The organism is Parabacteroides sp. KHUB-02 (assembly GCF_056640955.1).
In genome coordinates this window covers 642,425-660,652 of the sequence record NZ_JBWQEV010000001.1, presented here as the reverse complement: position 1 = coordinate 660,652, position 18,228 = coordinate 642,425, and the positions used below count along the sequence as shown (strand labels likewise).

Sequence of the window (18,228 nt, the reverse complement as noted above, 5' to 3'; positions counted from 1 at the left end):
CAGTCGGTTACTGGCAATCTACAATCCTTGTTCGTATAAAAAACACCTAGGAGACAGAATATGTTTACGGCTGAAAAAGAAAATGTTATCCTATCTCTCCTATGCGTCTCCAAAATAATTGTCAACCGCCGACCGCCAACTGTCAACTAAAATACCTATCTTTGTCCTATCGCAGTCTGCCGGTCTGTCGCTCACCTTCGGGTGTGAGGAAAGTCCGGGCAACACAGAGCACCATACTTCTTAACGGGAAGCTGTCCGTGAGGGTAGAGTAACGTAACAGAGAATAACCGCCGGACTCGTCCGGTAAGGGTGAAAAGGTGAGGTAAGAGCTCACCGGGTCCCGTAGCGATACGGGATGCCGTACGTCTTATGGGTTGTAAGGTCATGTATACCGGCGCATGTAGGATGGCTCGTCCGATGCCGGGGGGTAGACCGCTAAAGCTTACCGGCGACGGTAAGACAAGATAAATGGCAGGCGCCTCTTTCCAAAGAGGTACAGGACCCGGCTTATAGGCAGACTGCTTTTTTTATTTGCCAATTAAATCATGTGCCGATATGCCCAAAAACAAGCCACGGGAAGAAAAGAAACCTATTGGAGAACGGATCAGCGCATTATTAGCACGAACCATCCGTTTCGTTACCTACGACATTTGGCGGATTACCGAGAATGAAGTTAGTGGGCTGAAGGAGATTTATATCAATATCATCAAGACGGTCATACTCGCCGTGCGGGGTTTCCAGAGCGAGAACCTGCAAACCAAGGCGTCGGCGCTTACCTACAGTACCTTGTTATCTATCGTACCTTTGCTGGCCGTATTATTAGGTATAGCTAAGGGCTTCGGTTTCCAAGGGACGGTACGGCAGGAGTTGTTCGATTATTTCCCCGGGCACGAGATGGAGCTGAACAAGGCGTTCGAGTTCGTGGAGAGCTATCTGGCGCAGGCGCAGGGGGGAGTGATCATCGGGGTCGGTTTGATTTTATTGTTTTATACGGTGATCAACTTGATCTCGTCCGTAGAGGATACGTTCAACGATATCTGGCAGATCCAGAAATCCCGGCCGTGGTACCGGAAGATATCCGATTATCTGGCCTTATTCCTCGTGCTGCCGGTGCTGATGACGGCATCCAGCGGTTTATCCATCTTCATGTCTACTTTGCAGAACTCGTTCTTGGGGCAATACTTATTTTTTACACCGCTCATGGAGTTGTTCTTGCATATAGCGCCCTATATTATCACGACATTGGCTTTCACGGGGCTGTACGTCTCCCTGCCGAATACGAAAGTGAGGTTCGTGAACGGGTTGGTGGCAGGCTTTATCGCTGGTTGCGCCTTCCAGTTGTTCCAATTTATTTATATCAGCGGGCAGATTTGGGTGAGCAAGTACAACGCTATTTACGGTAGTTTCGCCGCACTGCCTTTGTTGTTGCTCTGGTTGCAGCTTTCTTGGTTGATTTGCTTGTTTGGCGCAGAGCTGTCGTACGCCTCCCAGAACGTGAAGAAATTCAGCTTTGAGAGGGACAGCAAAAGTATCAGCCGCCGGTACAAGGATTTCCTGACCCTGCTGATCGCCTCGCTGATCATCAAACGATTCGTGAAAGGCGAGAAACCCTATACGGCCGACGAGCTATCCGACGCTTACCGCATCCCTATCCGCATAACGACACAGATCTTATACCTGCTCACGGAGTTGAACATCATCATCGAGGTGAATTACGGGAATGACGACCGTGTGGCATACTACCAGCCGGCGATCGATGTCAATAAGATCACGGTCAGCTACCTGCTGACCCGCATGGACGAGTATGGCTCCGAGAACTTCAAGATTGACACGAGCAAGCTTTTCAGCAAGGAATGGAAAGCCCTGCTGAAGACACGTGAGGATATGATAAAGGCAAACGACAATATCCTGCTGAAAGACCTATAGGGAATTGAGAATTGAGAATTGAAAATTAATACAGGAAATAGGGATTTGACGAGTGGGGCGGTATGGAAGGTGATCCTGCGTTTCGCTTTCCCTTTGCTGATCGGCAATCTGCTGCAACAACTCTATAACGTGACCGACAGCGTCATTGTCGGGCAGTTTCTAGGGAAAGAGTCGTTGGCGGCGGTATCGGCTTCCTTCTTCATCTATTACTTTATTATCTCGCTGGTGATCGGTATCGGGAGCGGTACGTCGGTGGTGATCTCGCAGTTTTTCGGGGCGAAGGAGTTCGATAAGGTGCAAAAAGCCTTCTCATCTTTCTTTATCTTCATGTTGGTCGCAGGGGTATTGCTGTCCATAGCGGGGATTATTTTTGCCGAGCCGATGTTCAGGCTGACGAACACGCCGGAGGACGTGATCCCGCAGGCGGTCGCTTATTTCAGGATTTATGTAGGGGGTACGTTCTTGTTCGTCACTTTCAATAGCATTATCTCCATATTGCGGGGTGTCGGGGAGTCCGTGCGCCCCATGCTGTTTATCCTGCTTACCACGATCTTGAATATCGCCTTGGATTTACTCTTCATTGTCGTTTTCAAATGGGGGATCGAAGGGGCGGCACGGGCTACGGTGATCGCCCAAGGGATCGGCATGTGCGTGGCCCTAGGCTACGTGAACAACACCCATCCCCTGCTCTCTATCAAGAAACAGGATTTATTGTTCGATATGGGACTGTTCAAGGAAGGGCTCCGCATCGGGCTTCCCTCCAGCGTACAGCAATGTGCCATCTCGCTCGGATTGATTGCCTTGCTGGGGATCGTGAACAGTTTCGGCACGGATACGCTCACCGCTTACGGGGCAGCGGGAAAGATCGACACGATCATCATCCAAGCGGTATTGACCCTCTCTGGGGCGCTAGCTGCTTTCTGCGGGCAAAACATCGGAGCTGGGCACTTGGACCGGGTACGTGACGGGGTACGATTCGCCATGCTTGTCAACCTATTGCTGGGTCTAGCAACCTTCACGGCCATCTATTTCTTCGGGGACAAGATGATGCTGGCTTTCACCAAGGACCCGGAGGTGATCCGGATTGGCAAGGAATATTTATTGATCATGGGAGGATTCTTTGTCGTGCACGGCGGCTTGAACGTCTTCAACGGGGCATTACGGGGAGCTGGCGATACCCTGTTCCCGATGGCAGTAAGCATCACTTGTCTTTGGCTGATACGCATTCCCCTCGCCTATTGGTTTAGCTCTATCTGGGGACGGAGCGGTATCTGGTGGGCCATCGGCGCCAGCCTTTGCATCGGGCTTACAATCACCTATATCTATTATAAATTGGGATTCTGGAAGAACAAAGGGCCTTTACGGAAGAAATAAGCATAGCTTATTATTCGTTTCCGTCGGGGTCGCATGGCTCACCCGATAAACCTGGGGGATTAAGCATACAGCTTTGTAAGTCTGAAAAGAAAGAATTTTATATCCGTTACTCCTCTTAAAGCAGCTCTAAACGCCTTAATTTTAGCATTAAAAGACTCTGCAAATGCATTAGTTGCCCTGTTTACAAAGAAGTTCAAGACTTCATCATAGTGCTCGTAAAGTGTGGCGGCAATAACATTGAAACTCTTAAAGCCAGAGTCGTCCACTTTGTTGTACCATCGTGCAAGCGAGAGTCTTGCTGCATCTTTGACGGTATTCTTGGAAAATATCATTCTTAGGGAATGTGTAAGCGAATAGGCTTCTTTAAGATCAGGATACGTTTCAAAGAGCACCTCAGCTCTTTGTCTCTGACTTTCCGTCCATTTGTCGGCAGATTTAAAAAGCAGATATCTGCTGCGAGCCAACAACTGCTTGTGGGTATCACCATTTGCAAGCACAATTGGAGTGTATGCTTCGCCCAGGCATTTGGCTTCTTCCCTGGCATCCGTGTCTGCTTGAATGGCATCCCATCTATGCGCGATACGCATCTCCTGCAAGGCATCACATGCAAGTTTCTGTATATGAAAGCGGTCTATGGTACGCATTGCATTCGGGAAACAGCGTCTGGCTATAAGTCGCATGGAATTCGACATATCCATTGTTATCTCCTTAACCAACAGTCTCTTGTCCTCGTCAATGCGCATAAGTGCTTCCGTGACAGCATCTGCCGCCACACCCTTTACAATAGCAATGATGGTACCTTTACCTCCACGTGAAGATCTGTTGCTTACTATAGTGTACAGCTCACCGTTGCTTGGAGCCGTTTCGTCAATGCAGATGCTTTCACCAATGTTCTCTGGAAAGACAAGCCAGTCTTCTGCATGTGAGAGTTCTGACCATTCACGATAGCCGCTGAGCACTTCCTTGTATTGCTTTTCAAACGTATCCCCGTTTATGTGATAATAGCGGTCAAGCGAACGGGAGGTCGTAGGAATCGTCTCCATACACTCCTTTTAAAAAAGCCGCAAACTCCTTGGAGTAGCGGGTTTCTTCAGCCTTCAGGTCGTAAGAGTCGGAGAAGTATCGGTTATTCTGCTTGTCATACCATTTGCGTCTTCTGACAATTAGGTCAACACCTTTATCGCGGATTGGAAAGTCACGTATAGTTACGGCTTCACAGAACCCTTTGGATTCAATCTCTGGGTTCTCTTTATATTCAGCCTTAACCGATTCATCAAGATAGATGCGGATAAGGGATGCCTCTTCTTCTACACGTACTACTTCAAAATTTGAAAGTATCTCTGATGGCAGAATCAACTGTGCCAATGCTAATAGTCCTTGATTGTTCATGGTACAAAGGTGCAAATTTTCTATAGAATTAAAGAATTTTCCCCCTGATTTATCGGGTGAGCCGGTCGCATCGCCCGATCGCTTGATTGAATAGAGAAAAAGTCCTCAAGTCAATGACTTGAAGACTTTTTAGTTGCGGAGGCAAGACTCGAACTTACGACCTTTGGGTTATGAGCCCAACGAGCTACCACTGCTCCACTCCGCGATATAGTCGCTATCATTTCCTGATTGCGAGTGCAAAGGTATATATTACATTCCAAACTTCCAAACATTTTCAAGAAATATTTTCAATTTGTTTGCATACGCCCTTCGCTATCGGGCAGTGAAGCCTTGTTTAGCAGCAATTTGACACTAGAAATTCTCGATCGTATCAAAACCGAATGGTTCATATAAATGCAGACGGTTTCTCAACGATTGTATCTCCGCCTGCAAATTCCGCATCCGGTTCAGCATATGATGAATGGCCTCGATTCCCTCGATGTTAATAGACAAGTCGTAATACATACGTGTGTATTGTTCCAGATCACGGAGCTGGGAAGAGAAGAGATACCTCTCTCCATCCGTGATATTAATGTCTATCAAACCTCCCTCTTCCAGCAAAATGATGAACGAAGGGTCTATATGGCATTTCTGGCAGTATTCACTGACAATAACTAAATCTGTTTGCATAATACACCTGTTTTTAATTTAGACTTTGTATTTCCCGGAACAATTCCTTCTGTTTCTCTGTCAAGTTGGTCGGCACCTCGATCGAGTACGTGACGATCAAGTCACCAAACTGCCCCTCCTTCTTGTAAACAGGGAATCCCTTACCTTTCAACCGGACTTTCGTATTGTTTTGCGTGCCCGTTTTTACTTTCAGTTTCACCTTGCTATCCAAGGTATCGATAATCTGCTCGCCACCCAAGACCGCCGTATAGAGGTTCAAGGGGACGGTCAGGTACAGATCGTCTCCCACCCGTTTGAAACGGCTGTCGTCCGGGATAATGAACGTGATGTACAAATCACCGGCAGGGCCTCCATTCATGCCCGGCCCACCTTGGCCTTTCAGCTTAATGGTTTGCCCGTTGGCTACGCCGGCGGGAACCGTGATACGCAGGTTCTTGCCGTTCACGGTGATCACCTGCTTATGTGTCTTGGCCGCATCCATCAAGGATAAGTGCAATTCAGCCGTGTAATCCTGTCCACGGAACCCATGATTAGAACGGCCACCGCCCCCCCGGCGGGAACCAAACATAGACTCAAAGAAATCCGAGAACTCTCCATCATCGCCGGAGGAAGACCAATACGTACCTCCACCGTTCGAGAAGCCGCCGCCAAAGCCGCCACCTTGCTGGCCGTACTGCTTCCGTTGAGCCTCGAACTCATCCGCATGTTTCCAATTCTCCCCGTACTGGTCGTATTTCTTACGCTTTTCCGGATCGCTAAGCACCTCGTTCGCCTCATTGATCTCCTGAAACTTACGATGAGCGTCGGGATCGTTCGGATTCAAGTCAGGGTGATATTGCCGAGCCAACTTCTTATAGGCTTTCTTGATATCATCCTGAGAAGCGTCCTTGTTCACCCCCAAAATTTTGTAATAATCGATATAGGCCATAATCTGATATGTTTAGTCTATTTTTCTCATATAATTATATAACAATAAACATACCAAGGATAGTTTTGGTTAGTGAAAATTTACTTAAAACGTTTTTAATCGTACACGCACGGAATTAAGATTGTCTGTAGATAGAAAAGGCTCTAGCCGGGATCATCAGATACCGCTAAAGCCTTTTATGGATAGGAAATTCTTCGAACCTTATTTAAACTGCATCATCTTGCTAATATACTTCCCGACAATATCGAACTCTAGGTTCACTACCGTACCTTTCTCGATCTGGCAAAAGTTCGTGTTATCGTGCGTATAAGGGATGATAGCGACTTGGAAACTGTTTTGCTGGGAGTTGCATACCGTCAGGCTGACGCCGTTCACGCAAACGGAGCCTTTCTCCACGGTCATATACCCCTGCCGGGCCATCTCCTTATCAAAAGCGTACTCGAACGTATAGTACCAGCTGCCGTCCGCCTCCTTCACCTCCGCACAAACGGCGGTCTGGTCCACGTGCCCCTGTACGATATGCCCGTCCAGACGGCCGTTCATCAACATGCTACGCTCCAAGTTCACCTTATCGCCCACTTTCAGGTTCCCGAGGTTCGAACGTTCCAAGGTCTCCTTGATAGCGGTAACCGTATACGTATCTTCCGTCATGCTTACCACCGTAAGGCAAACGCCGTTGTGAGCCACGCTCTGATCTATTTTCAGCTCATTCACGAATGAGCACTTCATCGTCAGATGAAGGTTTCCTTTATCGGATTGGAGGGCTACTACCTGAGCCGCTTCTTCTACAATACCTGAGAACATAATCAAATTGTTTTTAGTTTGTACTCCCAAAACTGTTATTTATTCATGGGCAAAGATAACGCCTTTAAGGTAATAAGCCCGATAAAAAGGATGTTATTAAATGTTTTTATCACAGTAGAAACCGCACTTATTTATCGTCCAAGGAGATCAAATCGTATCGTTGGCTTCCCATACCCAACGCTTCCGCATCCTCAACGATATGAAAGCCTAAAAATGAAATTGGGGCTACTCACACGGCTCCGTATCTCGTATATCATTCTAAACCATCCCTAAACATTCCTTAAAGCCACTTGTTTCATAAATAGATTATCCTAATAATATAGATCTTATGAAATCAAAGAATTTAACACTGGCCTCTCTTTTCGCCGGCTTGCTCATGTTCATGAACCCTACGGGAAGCGAGGCGTGTACAAGGGCCGTTTACCTCGGGCCGGACAATATGGTCGTAACCGGACGTACCATGGATTGGAAAGAGGACCCGCAATCCAACCTTTACCTCTTCCCCCGGGGCGTGCAAAGAAGGGGGGCGATATCCGATAATACCATCCAATGGACCTCGAAATACGGAAGCGTGGTGACCGCCGGGTATGATATCGGTACGTGCGACGGCATGAACGAGAAGGGACTTGTAGCCAACCTATTGTTCCTCACCGAGTCATCTTATTTCCGACCGGACGATAACCGCCCGGTTATGGGGCTTAGCATCTGGACGCAGTATGTACTCGATAATTTCGCCACGGTAGATGAGGCGGTTGCCGAGTTAAGCAAGGAGGTCTTCCGCATCGACGATCCGGATCTCCCGAACGGGGCGAAATCGACCTTGCATCTCTCGATCTCGGACGCTTCAGGAAATAGCGCTATCTTCGAATACCTGAACGGGAACTTGGTTATCCACGAGGGACGGGAATGCCAAGTCATGACGAATTCCCCTACATACGATAAGCAACTAACCTTAAACGATTACTGGCAACAGATAGGCGGCTTGGTCATGTTGCCGGGTACGAACCGAGCTTCCGATCGTTTCGTGCGTGCCTCTTTCTATATCCACGCCATCCCGCAGACAAGTAATTTCCGGGAAGCGGTAGCCGGGGTATTCAGCGTAATGCGTAACGTATCGGTACCTCTGGGAATCACGACCCCGGATCAACCGAATATCTCCTCTACCCGCTGGCGTACGGTAGCCGACCAGAAGAATAAGGTATATTACTTCGAGTCTACTTTAAGCCCGGATATCTTTTGGGTAGATTTCAAGAGCTTGGACTTCAAGGCAGGTACACCTATCAAGAAACTAACGCTCACAGACGGCGAGATTTACGCCGGAAACACCGCCAAAGATTTCAAGGACAGCAAACCGTTACCGTTCTTGTTCGGGATCTGAAGGGCCGATATCAACATCCCTGCCGGATGCTGTCCACGGGATTCGTGCTGGCAGCCCGGTAGTTCTGGATCGTAACCGTGAGCAACGTGATGATCGTAATGGCAAGGAAAGCCAAGAGGAAAATCCACCAATGGAGCGGAGCCTTCAAGGCGAAATTCTCTTGCCAGCGCTCAATGCCGTACCAAGCGATCGGCGAGGCGATCACGAAACAGATCATGACGATCCATAGATACGATAGGTTATGCTTCCGCAACAAGTCCATCACGGTAGCGCCAAATACCTTCCGGATACCGATCTCTTTCCGTTTATATTCGCTCTCAAACAAGACAACACCAAATACGCCTACCAAAGACACAAATACGGCAATCAAGCTGAAGAACAAGATTTGTTTGCCAAGTAGCAGCTCTTTCTGGTACAAGTTCTCTTGGATATTGTTGAACAAATGGATATCGAGAGGATAATCAGGATCTAGTTCCCGCAAGGAGCTCTCTATGTCTAGCGAGAGTTGACGGTAGTCCGTCCCCGGGCGAACAAGGATCATCAGGTTCATCAAGGTCCCAGCCATAATATCTTTTCCGACAAAGATGGCGAACGGCTCCAGCTTATCCCGGAACGAGTTATATTTCAGGTCAGGCACGAAACCGGCGATCTTCTCCCTACGATGTAAATCTCCCCAGTCCAACCGGATTGGATCTCCCGCTTTCAGCCCATAGGTCCGTTTCGCTTCCTCATTGAACAAATAAGTGCCATCGCTCAACTGGTCTTCCGGCAGGAATCCCCGACCCTCCAGAATAGGAAGGGCCAATACCCGCTCAATCTCCGAGTCTGCCTGCACCACCTTGAATTGGATATCCTCATCCACGTAGGTACGTCCCCAGCCGGAGTAATTATCCTCAGCGCCAAGCACTCTTGAGGTAAACGACAAGGCCTCGACAGAGGAGAGTTGCCCCAACCGCTGACGCACGCTCTCCGGTTGCCTGCTCAGATTACGGTTTAGCTTTACGGTGACAATCCGCTCGCTATCGAATCCAAGCGGCGTATGAAGCATATTGTAATTCTGCCACGTGATAAACAAAGCCGCTATAACCAAAATAAAAGAGGCCACGAACTGAAATCCTACTAACACATTGCGGAACGAGCGCCCCTTGGGAGATAAGCCAAAATTTCCTTTCAGCACCAGTGCCGGAGAGAAAGAGGTGATATACCAAGCCGGCCAGCAACCAGCGATAAGTCCGATCAGCAACACAAAGCCTCCACAGGCGATCAACAAGGGCATCTGCCCCTCCAAGGAAATGCCTCCACTGACCAAATCCACAAACCCGGTCTTCGACAACAGGCGAACCAGCAGCAAAGCGATCAGGTAAGACAACAGGCACATCCCCACCGCCTCCGAAGCCACGGCCATCCGGAGCGCCGATACCGGACTCCCCAATACCTTCCTCGTGTTGATGCCCCGCAGACGGACCGGCACCAAAGCATTGCTGAAGTTCATGAAATTAATGACCGCTATCAATACGATCAAGATAGCGATAGCAGATAGCGCTTGAAGCTGGGCATAGCTCCCCTTTTGCTTCTGTGAATCGTAGCTCGTGTCCGTCTTAAAATAGATATCCGGCAGAGAAGTCAAGCGCAATTGTCTCGTTTTCCAATTCCATTCGTCGTGGCGGAAATTTTTCTCGAAACCAGCCAAGACATCCGGAGCGGAGGCCGGATTATCCAGACGGAGATAACACTCAAAATTATTTTGCATCCAAGCGCCTGCGCCTTCCTTGTCCGATATGCGCCGATAGACCGCATTACTGACGATCGAGTTGGAGGGAAAGTCCCGGTAGACACCTCCCACCTCGGACGTCCACCCCTCTCCGATCAAGACTTGCCCGACCGCCGGATGATCGCCAAAGAAACGATGAGCCATACTTGCCGGTATCAATACCCGGCCCTTCTCCTCCAACGCCGCCGCCTCACCTTCCACCATATCAAAGTTGAAAACACGGGCATAGGAGGGATAGCAGGCATAGAGCTCCTCATGGAAAGTCATCCGCTCACCATCCCGATCCACCGTGATATACTTCTTATCGCCCCACCGATTGATTAGCGCCCCCTCCTCAATATGTGGAGAGGAGGCCAAGAACCGATCGATAAGCGGGCGGTTCAATACGACTTGCGCCCCTTTATTATTGTGAACGATCTCCAAGCGATACAACCGGTCGGCATGCTTATGGAAACGATCGTATCCCCACTCGTAACGAACTTGCATGAACAAGATCAAGAAAGCTGTGAAAGCCACAGATAATCCTGCTACATTCAAGAAACTAGCCATTTTAAAACGACTGATCACAAAAACGAAATTTCGTACGATTGAGTTCATGATATTTCCTTTTAAAAGTTACTAAAGCCTATGCCTAAAGCTATCCACCGGATTCGATGTGGCAGCCCGGTAGCTCTGGAAAAAGACAGAGACAAACGAGATCACGAGGCAGAATAAGCCGGCAGCGATAAATATCAGCGGGCTTAAACCGATACGATACGAATAGTCGGACAGCCAATCTTTCATAAAGTACATAATAATAGGTATGGCAATCACGAAAGCGATCAGCACATAGTTCAAGAACGTGAATACGAGCTTAACCAATATCTGCCGGTTGCTGGAACCAAATACCTTTCGTACGGATACTTCTTGCAAACGCTGTTGGATAAAATAAGTGGACATCGCCAATAAGCCTAGCAAAGAAATAAGGATGGCGATTATCGAGAATACGATTACGATCTTTGCCAAACGGATTTGCGAGTCGAATGAGTTTTGTAAACTCTCATCCATGAAGAAAGCCTCAAACTCAAGTCCGGTCACTTTCTCATATACTTTACCGATAGCCTCCTTTGCGGCGAAAGGATCACCTTGTGTCTCGATCAAAATCATCCAAGGAGCTTCATTATCTTTCAAGAAACGGAACATGACAGGGTTCATCCCTGTCGTCACATTTCCAAAGCAATAGAAATCCCGGACGATACCCGCTATCGCTATCGGCCTTTCGTGCCTATCCAACATAAAAGAGGTCGCATCCTCCGATAAGTTCATCTCACGCATCGCTTGCTCGTTTAGGAACCAGCCCTCTGTCGTTAAATGGTTATCACGCAAAATCTCCAATCCCAGCATATCGTAACAATCCTTATCCATAACGAATTGCTGAAAAGATATATTTTGCCCCTGATAAGTAGAAGTCCAATTATTACTACCGAATAAAGGCAATCCTTGAGTCTTCCCGACCCTATCTACGCATGACAAACCTTTCAACTCACCGACAAAAGCGGATAACTGCCTTTCATCCACCGATCGCATAGCCAATAAATTCTTCGTTTTATATCCGACAGGAGCGTTGATCATATGAACGATCTGGCAAACCATCGTGATAGAGGCGGCGATCATCGTGATCGTGATCACATTTTGGAATACGATAAAGAACTTACTGAATACCATTTTCGTCTTAGCCCGGAACGTACCCCTTACCACCTCGATCGGTTTAGAAGAAGAAATAATGATAGCAGGCAGTAAGCCGGATAAAACTCCCACGACAACCGTTAATGAAACCAAAGCCAATAGCCAGACAGGTCTACCCAATACATTCATATCGACACGTGTCTGCAATAAATCATTGACAAACGGCACGACTGCCAAGGCAAGGAGAACCCCGATAACCAAAGAAATAAACGTAAGCAAAGTAGACTCCAGCATCAAGCGCATGAATAACTCGCCCCGTGAAGAACCCAAAAGGCGCCGGGTAGCCATCTCCTTCGCCCTGAAACCCGCTTGGGCAACCGTCAAGTTTATATAATTAATGACCGCGAAAATCAAGATAAGGAAACCTACGGACATCAGCACGATCACGAAACGCCAATCTCCCTTTCGCAAAGAAGAGTAAGAAGCGGCTTTCGCAAAATACTGCTCACTAAGCGGCAATATGCGTACCTCCTTTGCCGTCCCATATTGATACGGCCAATAAAACTCCTTGAACCAATGGGCCATATCCTCCGCCCGAGAAGGGAAATCACTACCCTCACGCACCAAGACAAAAGCCGATGTACTTCCGGCATTCCCCAACTGATCCGGGGCTAAGCTGGGGTTAAAACAGCTAACCTGCTCCCAACGCACGATCACATCCGCTTCGGGAATAGAGGAATGAAGTAAATCCTCCACCACCCCGTTTATAGTAGCCGATATGGTATCTCCCACCACTAACTGCCGTCCCATCGGATCATCCGTTCCGAACATCTTACGGGCGAACGAAGAAGAGACCACCGCATAGTTCCCGGCGGCCAACGCTTGCTCACGAGTGCCTTGTAACAGCCGGAAATCAAAGAAATCGAAGAACGTGGAGTCCGCAAACATCACGTTCGCCTTTAGTTTCCGATCACCGGAAACTACAACTATATTGCTTGAATTATCTGCCACTACCGGGCAAACTTTCTCTACCTCCGGATAGCGTTCCTTTATCTTATAAGGAATGGCGGCTCCGGTGGCCATCCAATTTTCATTCCCGACCAGATAGATACGATCCGCCTTGGTATGGAATTTATCTGTAGACATCTCCTGTACCGTATAGACCGCTATCAATAACACAAACATCAACGATACAGACAGACCAAACACGTCTATCAGCGTATAAGCCTTATTCCTTCCGAGGAACTTGAAAAAGGACTTAAAGTTCAATAAATTATTCATGAATTATAAATTTTCAATTACTCAGATTTCAAGCAGTTCACCGGATTATCATTAGCCGTCTTGCGGGCATCCAGACAAACCACGGAATATATAATCAATAATACACATACGCCGCAACCCAAGAATATGTACCATGACAAAGGAACCTTCTCCGTGAATTGCTCTTGCCACTTTTGCAAGACAAAGTATGCTATACCACCGCCTAATATGACCGCATAGATACAGATATATCCGATATCCTTTATGAACAACCTCAATATATCCCATAAGGTAGCCCCATTCACCCGGCGGACGGCGATCTCCTTACGACGACGGCTCACCTCATCATTCGTATAGCCTATAAGTCCTATCAACGTAACAAGAAGCGTGACCAAACCTCCGATCATCACGGAATCACGGAATTGACGGGAGTCCTTATATAGATCCATGATCTCGGAACGGAAAGAGATAGCGTTCAGTTCACGATCCGGAAATGTCTCGGATATCTTCTGCTGTAAACGAGCCATACTATCGTTGCTCAGCTCATGGAACTTCACCTGCAAGGTATACATGGGCTTATGCGCATAGAATAATACGGAAGGCCGCATATCTTGGTTCGAGATTCCTCCCAGACGGATATTCTCATAAACACCGCAAATCGTGAATGGCTCCTCATTCCATTTGCTATGCTCGGTGACGCAAATATCCTTCCCAACAACATCATCCGTCCAGCCCGCTACCAATTTCATTTTCTCCACGAAACGGCGGTCTACCATCACCTCTCTTGAATTGGTCACATTTTCCGTGAACGAGCGGCCTTGGATCACGGGAATCTCCATCATGTCCAAATATCCGTTACCTACCCAATAGAGATCGGCGATATTAAAAAGCTCTTGAGTCTCACCCGGTAAAAGAATATTATTACCGGAAGCATGCTCGAAAGGCAATTGATAGACGGTGGTAGCCGCAACGACCCCCGGAAGCCGCATCACCTCATCCAGAATCTTGGCACAAGAGGTAGAGTCCACGCCAGCTAACCCGCAGTAGGCAAGGTTCTCATAGGCATATCCCGGACGATCGTTCACCATAAACGTATATTGACGGGCAACGAAAACAAGCATCGTCACCAAAAAGCCCGTGGCTACAAACTGGACAAGCAACAAGGCTTTCTTCCAGATACGCTTATTCTCCCGGTAATTACGGAAAGCGGAGGCCACCGGAATCCGAGCGTATAATGATCCCGGCATAAAACCAGATACGAAAAACACCAAGATACATATCCCTAGCAAGACCAAGCTACCATTAGACAAGAGCAAGGAATCTAACGAAGTCGCCAACAACTCCTCTACCGTACCTCTAAACGCAAGGATCAACAATAAGGCCAAGATCAGTGAAAGCACTATATGTACCAACGCCTCACCAAACATCATACCATGAATATTATTCTCGCTTGCCCCATAACATTTATGGACAGCCACCTCCTTCGAACGATTTACGATAGAGGATATCACGATCAAGATATAGTTCATCACCGCCGTGAAGATCAAAGCGAAGGCCAGTAAGGAAAGTATCCATGTCATTCGCTTGACTTGCGGCAACTCCTTGTGTAAGCCATCCAGCTCATGAAACGAGAAACCAATGTTAAACCCTGTCTTTTGCTGTTCCTCCGGAGGGAAATAAGAATTCACGAACGTATGCACCTGTTCCTCCAAAGCTAAAGGATTCACCCCCTTGTGTAATTTCACGTAGCTTATGTAACGATCATTTCCCAACATATTAGTAGGCGAACCCTCCCACATGAACCGACCCGCCGAAGCCATAGAAACAATCACATCGTAACGGGAATGAGAATTTTCCGGAACTTCCTCAAAAACGCCACCAATAGTCATAGTACGTCCCGGCGAACTGTCTACCGTGAAGTTTTTCCCGATAACATCGCCCCCGATATTTTTCGCTATACGACTTGATACCAACACGTACATCGGGGTGGAAAGAACCTCTTTCGCATTTCCGATCAGCATAGGACGAGGAAGAATATCAAAGAAACAACTATCCGCTATGATACAACGACCGGAGTATTTCATCTTGGTGTCGGTCATCGTAAAGGTCCAGTCTCCAAAACTCGTGTATCGGGTGACGGTCTCAATCTCGGGTATCTGTTGTTGCATAGTTGGAGCGATGCCACCGCTTGTTTGCGGATAATCCTTCAACTCCCCTCCATTTTGCTGGTATTTCGCCCATACTTGATAGACCCGGTCTCTATCCGGATAAAAATCATCATACGATTGTTCGAAATAGACTTTAGCGATCAATACCAAACCTACCGCTAAACCGATTCCCAACGATACGATTTTCATCACGTTATGCCGCCCTTTCTTAAAAATGGAACGAATGGCGATTAGTATGTTTTTCATATTATATCGATTTTATTCCAGCACCAGCACTTCATTATCCTTATAACTCTCATAACTGGACACAATCACCTTCTCACCGGCTTCCAGACCTTCAAGAACCTCATAATATTGCGGGTTCTGACGACCGATCTTGATAGAACGCCTGTAAGCTTTCTTTCCATCCGGATCAAGAACAAATATCCAACTTCCACCCGTACTCTGGAAGAAAGTTCCCTTCGGGATAATGATACTCTCGGTAGGTTGTCCCAGCTCCAAGTTGATATAGTAGGTCTGTCCGCTACGGATATTATCCGGACGCTCACCCGTGAAAACGAAATCCGTACGGAACTTACCATCACGAACCTCGGGATAAACTTTGCGCACCGTTAACTCGAAAGACGAGCCTTGACGTTCGAAAGCGGCGCTTAAGCCCGGTTTCACACGGTCTATGTAATGCTCGTCGATCATGGCCTCGATCTTATAATCGGAAAGGTCGTTAATCTGGCCGATCTTTTGTCCCGGATTGATACTTTGCCCCAATACGACATCCAACAGTCCCAACTCACCGTCGATCTGGGAACGGACATTCAAGTTTTCCTTACGCTCACGGATCAACAGGATATTCTTCCGCATGTTCGCCAAGCTGGCCTCCATCTCATCCATCTGGATCGTGCGGGAGATAGAGTCTTGGCGCAAGCGCTCGGTAATCAAGGCGTGCTTTTGAGAGGCTAACTCGAAGTCCTCCTTCGCTTTCAGATAATCCTCCTTGGCGATCAAGTTCTCTTTATACAACTGTTCTTGTTGGTTGAACGAGCGGCGGGCCCGGTTCATGTCCATATCGTATTGAAGTTTCTCCATCTGATTGGTCAGCTTATCCTGCTCCATGGTAACCTGCGTATTACGAAGGAAGTTCTGCTTCTCCGCCAACTCGGCCTCAGCGTTCAATATCTGCAAATCCAGATTTGAGTTGCTCAGACGAACAATGATATCGCCTTTCTTCACTTGGGCACCCTCTTCCACGACTTTCTCCTGTACGATACCGCCCTCCTCGGGGCTAAGCTGCACGACCGTGATAGGTTGCACCTGACCATCCATACGAAAGAAGTCATTGAATTGCTCACGGGTCACATTACCGATACTAATCCCTCTCGCATCCACTTTCAACGTAGAAGCATGATCACCAAAGATAATCCATCCCAACAAGATAACGAACAACACGCCACCCGCTACATAAGGAATATGCTTCTTCTGAAGACCTTTCTTTTTCTCTAATTGTATATCCATCGTATTCTATATTTTTTATTATCATCTAAATTCTATGTTCTCAATTCTTATTCATTGATAAGAGGCTTGCCCTTATAATAATCTACCAACTTGCTTTTCAATAAGTACATCAATCGCTTTTGAAGCAGATTGGCCTTGGACTCCAACAGCGTATTCGCGCTTGTCTGTACATCCAGCGTGCTCATCAGGCCTTCCTCGTACTTCCGTAGGGTAACACGATAAGCCAACTCATCCGATCTCACCTTCTTATCCATCTGTATGGCCTCTTTAGCGTATCCCTCACGATCCAAGACGGATTGCTCTACCGCTGTCTGCAACTGGCGAAAGACCTCTGTTCTTGTCTCCCGTGCGATCCGCATATTGTTACGGTAGCGACGAGCGTTCGTTAATCTGCTCAAACCATCGAATAAGGGGAAGCTAAGGCTAAAAGAGACATATTCACCACGGTTATTTTTAAACTGATCCTTGAAAACTTCCGGGGCCTTATCAGATTTCAAGTTCTCGAAATAACTCGTAGAGATTCCGGCATTCAAATAAATACTCGGCAGCAACTTTCCTTTATAAATACGATATTGGTATTTACTTTGCGTTAATTGATACTCGGCTTGCAAGGCGGTAGGGTTATTCCCGGACGCAAAAGCGAAAATCTCCGCCACGTTCTCTACTTCCGGGACATAATTGATATCAGGTAATAAAGTATCCACCTCCAGTTCTAAATCAGATGGATAATTCATACATTCCCTCAAGGTAAGCAAGGCCGTATTGAAAAGATTCTGCTGGTGGGTCAATGTATAATCATCGGCCGCTACTTGAGCCTCGAATTGAGCTACATCCGCTTTCCCTTTCAAACCCAACTCTTCTTGCCGGCGAGTCTTATATAAGGTACGGTTACTCTCCTCCAATTTCTCGGCCGCCATACGAATCGTTCCTTTATAATATACCACATCCATATAAGCCTGCATAGCTTTCATCGCTAAATCATCTTTCGCTTTCTGGATGTCATTAACTCCCATACGGCGATTGGATTTTGCCATCAACCATTGATTGATCAGCTGTCCGCCCGTAAAAATAGGAATAGAAGCGTCGAGACCATAGTTATTATTAAACGTAGAAGTATTCTCATAGGTATTGGTCGCAGGGTCAATCGAACGGCCAAAACTATATTGCGCTCCGACCTTAGCCGATGCCGCCGGGAAAAAAGAAGCTACGGCGGCATTCCGTTCCGCCTTATACGTATCTGATGTATAAACTTGCTTTTTAACCGATGGGCTGTTTTCCACGGCATAGCGCATACATTCATCCAAAGTCCAAAGTTTCTCTTGGGCCACCGTCGCGGTAGCGAAACTGAGAGAAAGAACTGTTGTAAGTAATATTTGTTTCATTGCTC

General features: G+C 47.4%; 13 protein-coding genes, 1 tRNA gene and 1 other RNA gene. 4 read left to right on the top strand and 11 right to left on the bottom strand.

Annotation, left to right across the window (positions count from 1 at the left end):
- Window positions 1-171 precede the first annotated feature (171 nt).
- The 3 genes from rnpB to ACYIA1_RS03045 all read left to right on the top strand — a co-directional run bounded on the left by rnpB (window position 172) and on the right by ACYIA1_RS03045 (window position 3,300).
- Window positions 172-526, top strand: an RNA gene (gene rnpB, locus ACYIA1_RS03055) — RNase P RNA component class A.
- A 29-nt stretch (window positions 527-555) separates the two neighbouring features.
- Complete coding sequence (locus tag ACYIA1_RS03050; RefSeq protein WP_036612322.1) at window positions 556-1,926, top strand: YihY/virulence factor BrkB family protein; 1,371 nt, start codon at window positions 556-558, stop codon at window positions 1,924-1,926.
- A gap of 18 nt (window positions 1,927-1,944) precedes the next feature.
- Window positions 1,945-3,300 (top strand): MATE family efflux transporter, encoded by a 1,356-nt coding sequence (locus ACYIA1_RS03045; RefSeq protein ID WP_057326426.1) that lies wholly within the window; start codon window positions 1,945-1,947, stop codon window positions 3,298-3,300.
- Window positions 3,301-3,359: 59 nt separating this feature from the next.
- Here ACYIA1_RS03045 and ACYIA1_RS03040 read toward each other — a convergent pair whose 3' ends face one another.
- From ACYIA1_RS03040 to ACYIA1_RS03015, 6 genes are all read right to left on the bottom strand, one after another.
- Window positions 3,360-4,343 carry an ISAon1 family transposase gene (locus ACYIA1_RS03040; protein ID WP_016270043.1) on the bottom strand — a complete coding sequence of 328 codons (984 nt, stop codon included), beginning with the start codon at window positions 4,341-4,343 and terminating at the stop codon, window positions 3,360-3,362.
- Window positions 4,309-4,689, bottom strand: a complete 381-nt coding sequence (locus ACYIA1_RS03035; RefSeq protein ID WP_016270338.1) for an ISAon1 family transposase N-terminal region protein — start codon at window positions 4,687-4,689, stop codon at window positions 4,309-4,311. The genes ACYIA1_RS03040 and ACYIA1_RS03035 overlap by 35 nt, the downstream gene beginning before the upstream one ends.
- Before the next feature lie 133 nt (window positions 4,690-4,822).
- Window positions 4,823-4,894: transfer RNA gene (locus ACYIA1_RS03030), tRNA-Met, on the bottom strand.
- Window positions 4,895-5,040: 146 nt separating this feature from the next.
- Window positions 5,041-5,358 (bottom strand): chaperone modulator CbpM, encoded by a 318-nt coding sequence (locus tag ACYIA1_RS03025; protein ID WP_048928110.1) that lies wholly within the window; start codon window positions 5,356-5,358, stop codon window positions 5,041-5,043.
- A gap of 13 nt (window positions 5,359-5,371) precedes the next feature.
- Window positions 5,372-6,286, bottom strand: coding sequence for a DnaJ C-terminal domain-containing protein (locus tag ACYIA1_RS03020; protein WP_048928109.1), 915 nt, complete (start codon window positions 6,284-6,286; stop codon window positions 5,372-5,374).
- 201 nt (window positions 6,287-6,487) lie between these two features.
- Window positions 6,488-7,090 (bottom strand): riboflavin synthase, encoded by a 603-nt coding sequence (locus ACYIA1_RS03015; protein ID WP_005862004.1) that lies wholly within the window; start codon window positions 7,088-7,090, stop codon window positions 6,488-6,490.
- A 376-nt stretch (window positions 7,091-7,466) separates the two neighbouring features.
- On the opposite strand from ACYIA1_RS03015, the gene ACYIA1_RS03010 reads away from it, so the two are divergent.
- Window positions 7,467-8,468, top strand: coding sequence for a linear amide C-N hydrolase (locus tag ACYIA1_RS03010; RefSeq protein ID WP_369799703.1), 1,002 nt, complete (start codon window positions 7,467-7,469; stop codon window positions 8,466-8,468).
- A 10-nt stretch (window positions 8,469-8,478) separates the two neighbouring features.
- Here ACYIA1_RS03010 and ACYIA1_RS03005 read toward each other — a convergent pair whose 3' ends face one another.
- Genes ACYIA1_RS03005 through ACYIA1_RS02985 form a run of 5 tightly spaced genes read right to left on the bottom strand, consistent with a single transcriptional unit; the run spans window position 8,479 to window position 18,223 of the window.
- A complete protein-coding gene (locus tag ACYIA1_RS03005; protein ID WP_480334333.1) occupies window positions 8,479-10,836 on the bottom strand; it encodes an ABC transporter permease in 2,358 nt (785 codons plus the stop codon).
- Window positions 10,837-10,857: 21 nt separating this feature from the next.
- Window positions 10,858-13,185 (bottom strand): ABC transporter permease, encoded by a 2,328-nt coding sequence (locus ACYIA1_RS03000; protein ID WP_121772773.1) that lies wholly within the window; start codon window positions 13,183-13,185, stop codon window positions 10,858-10,860.
- Between the two features lie 17 nt (window positions 13,186-13,202).
- Window positions 13,203-15,578, bottom strand: coding sequence for an ABC transporter permease (locus ACYIA1_RS02995; protein ID WP_480334331.1), 2,376 nt, complete (start codon window positions 15,576-15,578; stop codon window positions 13,203-13,205).
- Window positions 15,579-15,590: 12 nt separating this feature from the next.
- A complete protein-coding gene (locus ACYIA1_RS02990; protein ID WP_258920169.1) occupies window positions 15,591-16,841 on the bottom strand; it encodes an efflux RND transporter periplasmic adaptor subunit in 1,251 nt (416 codons plus the stop codon).
- A 47-nt stretch (window positions 16,842-16,888) separates the two neighbouring features.
- Window positions 16,889-18,223, bottom strand: coding sequence for a TolC family protein (locus ACYIA1_RS02985; RefSeq protein WP_272059994.1), 1,335 nt, complete (start codon window positions 18,221-18,223; stop codon window positions 16,889-16,891).
- Between the last annotated feature and the right edge of the window lie 5 nt (window positions 18,224-18,228).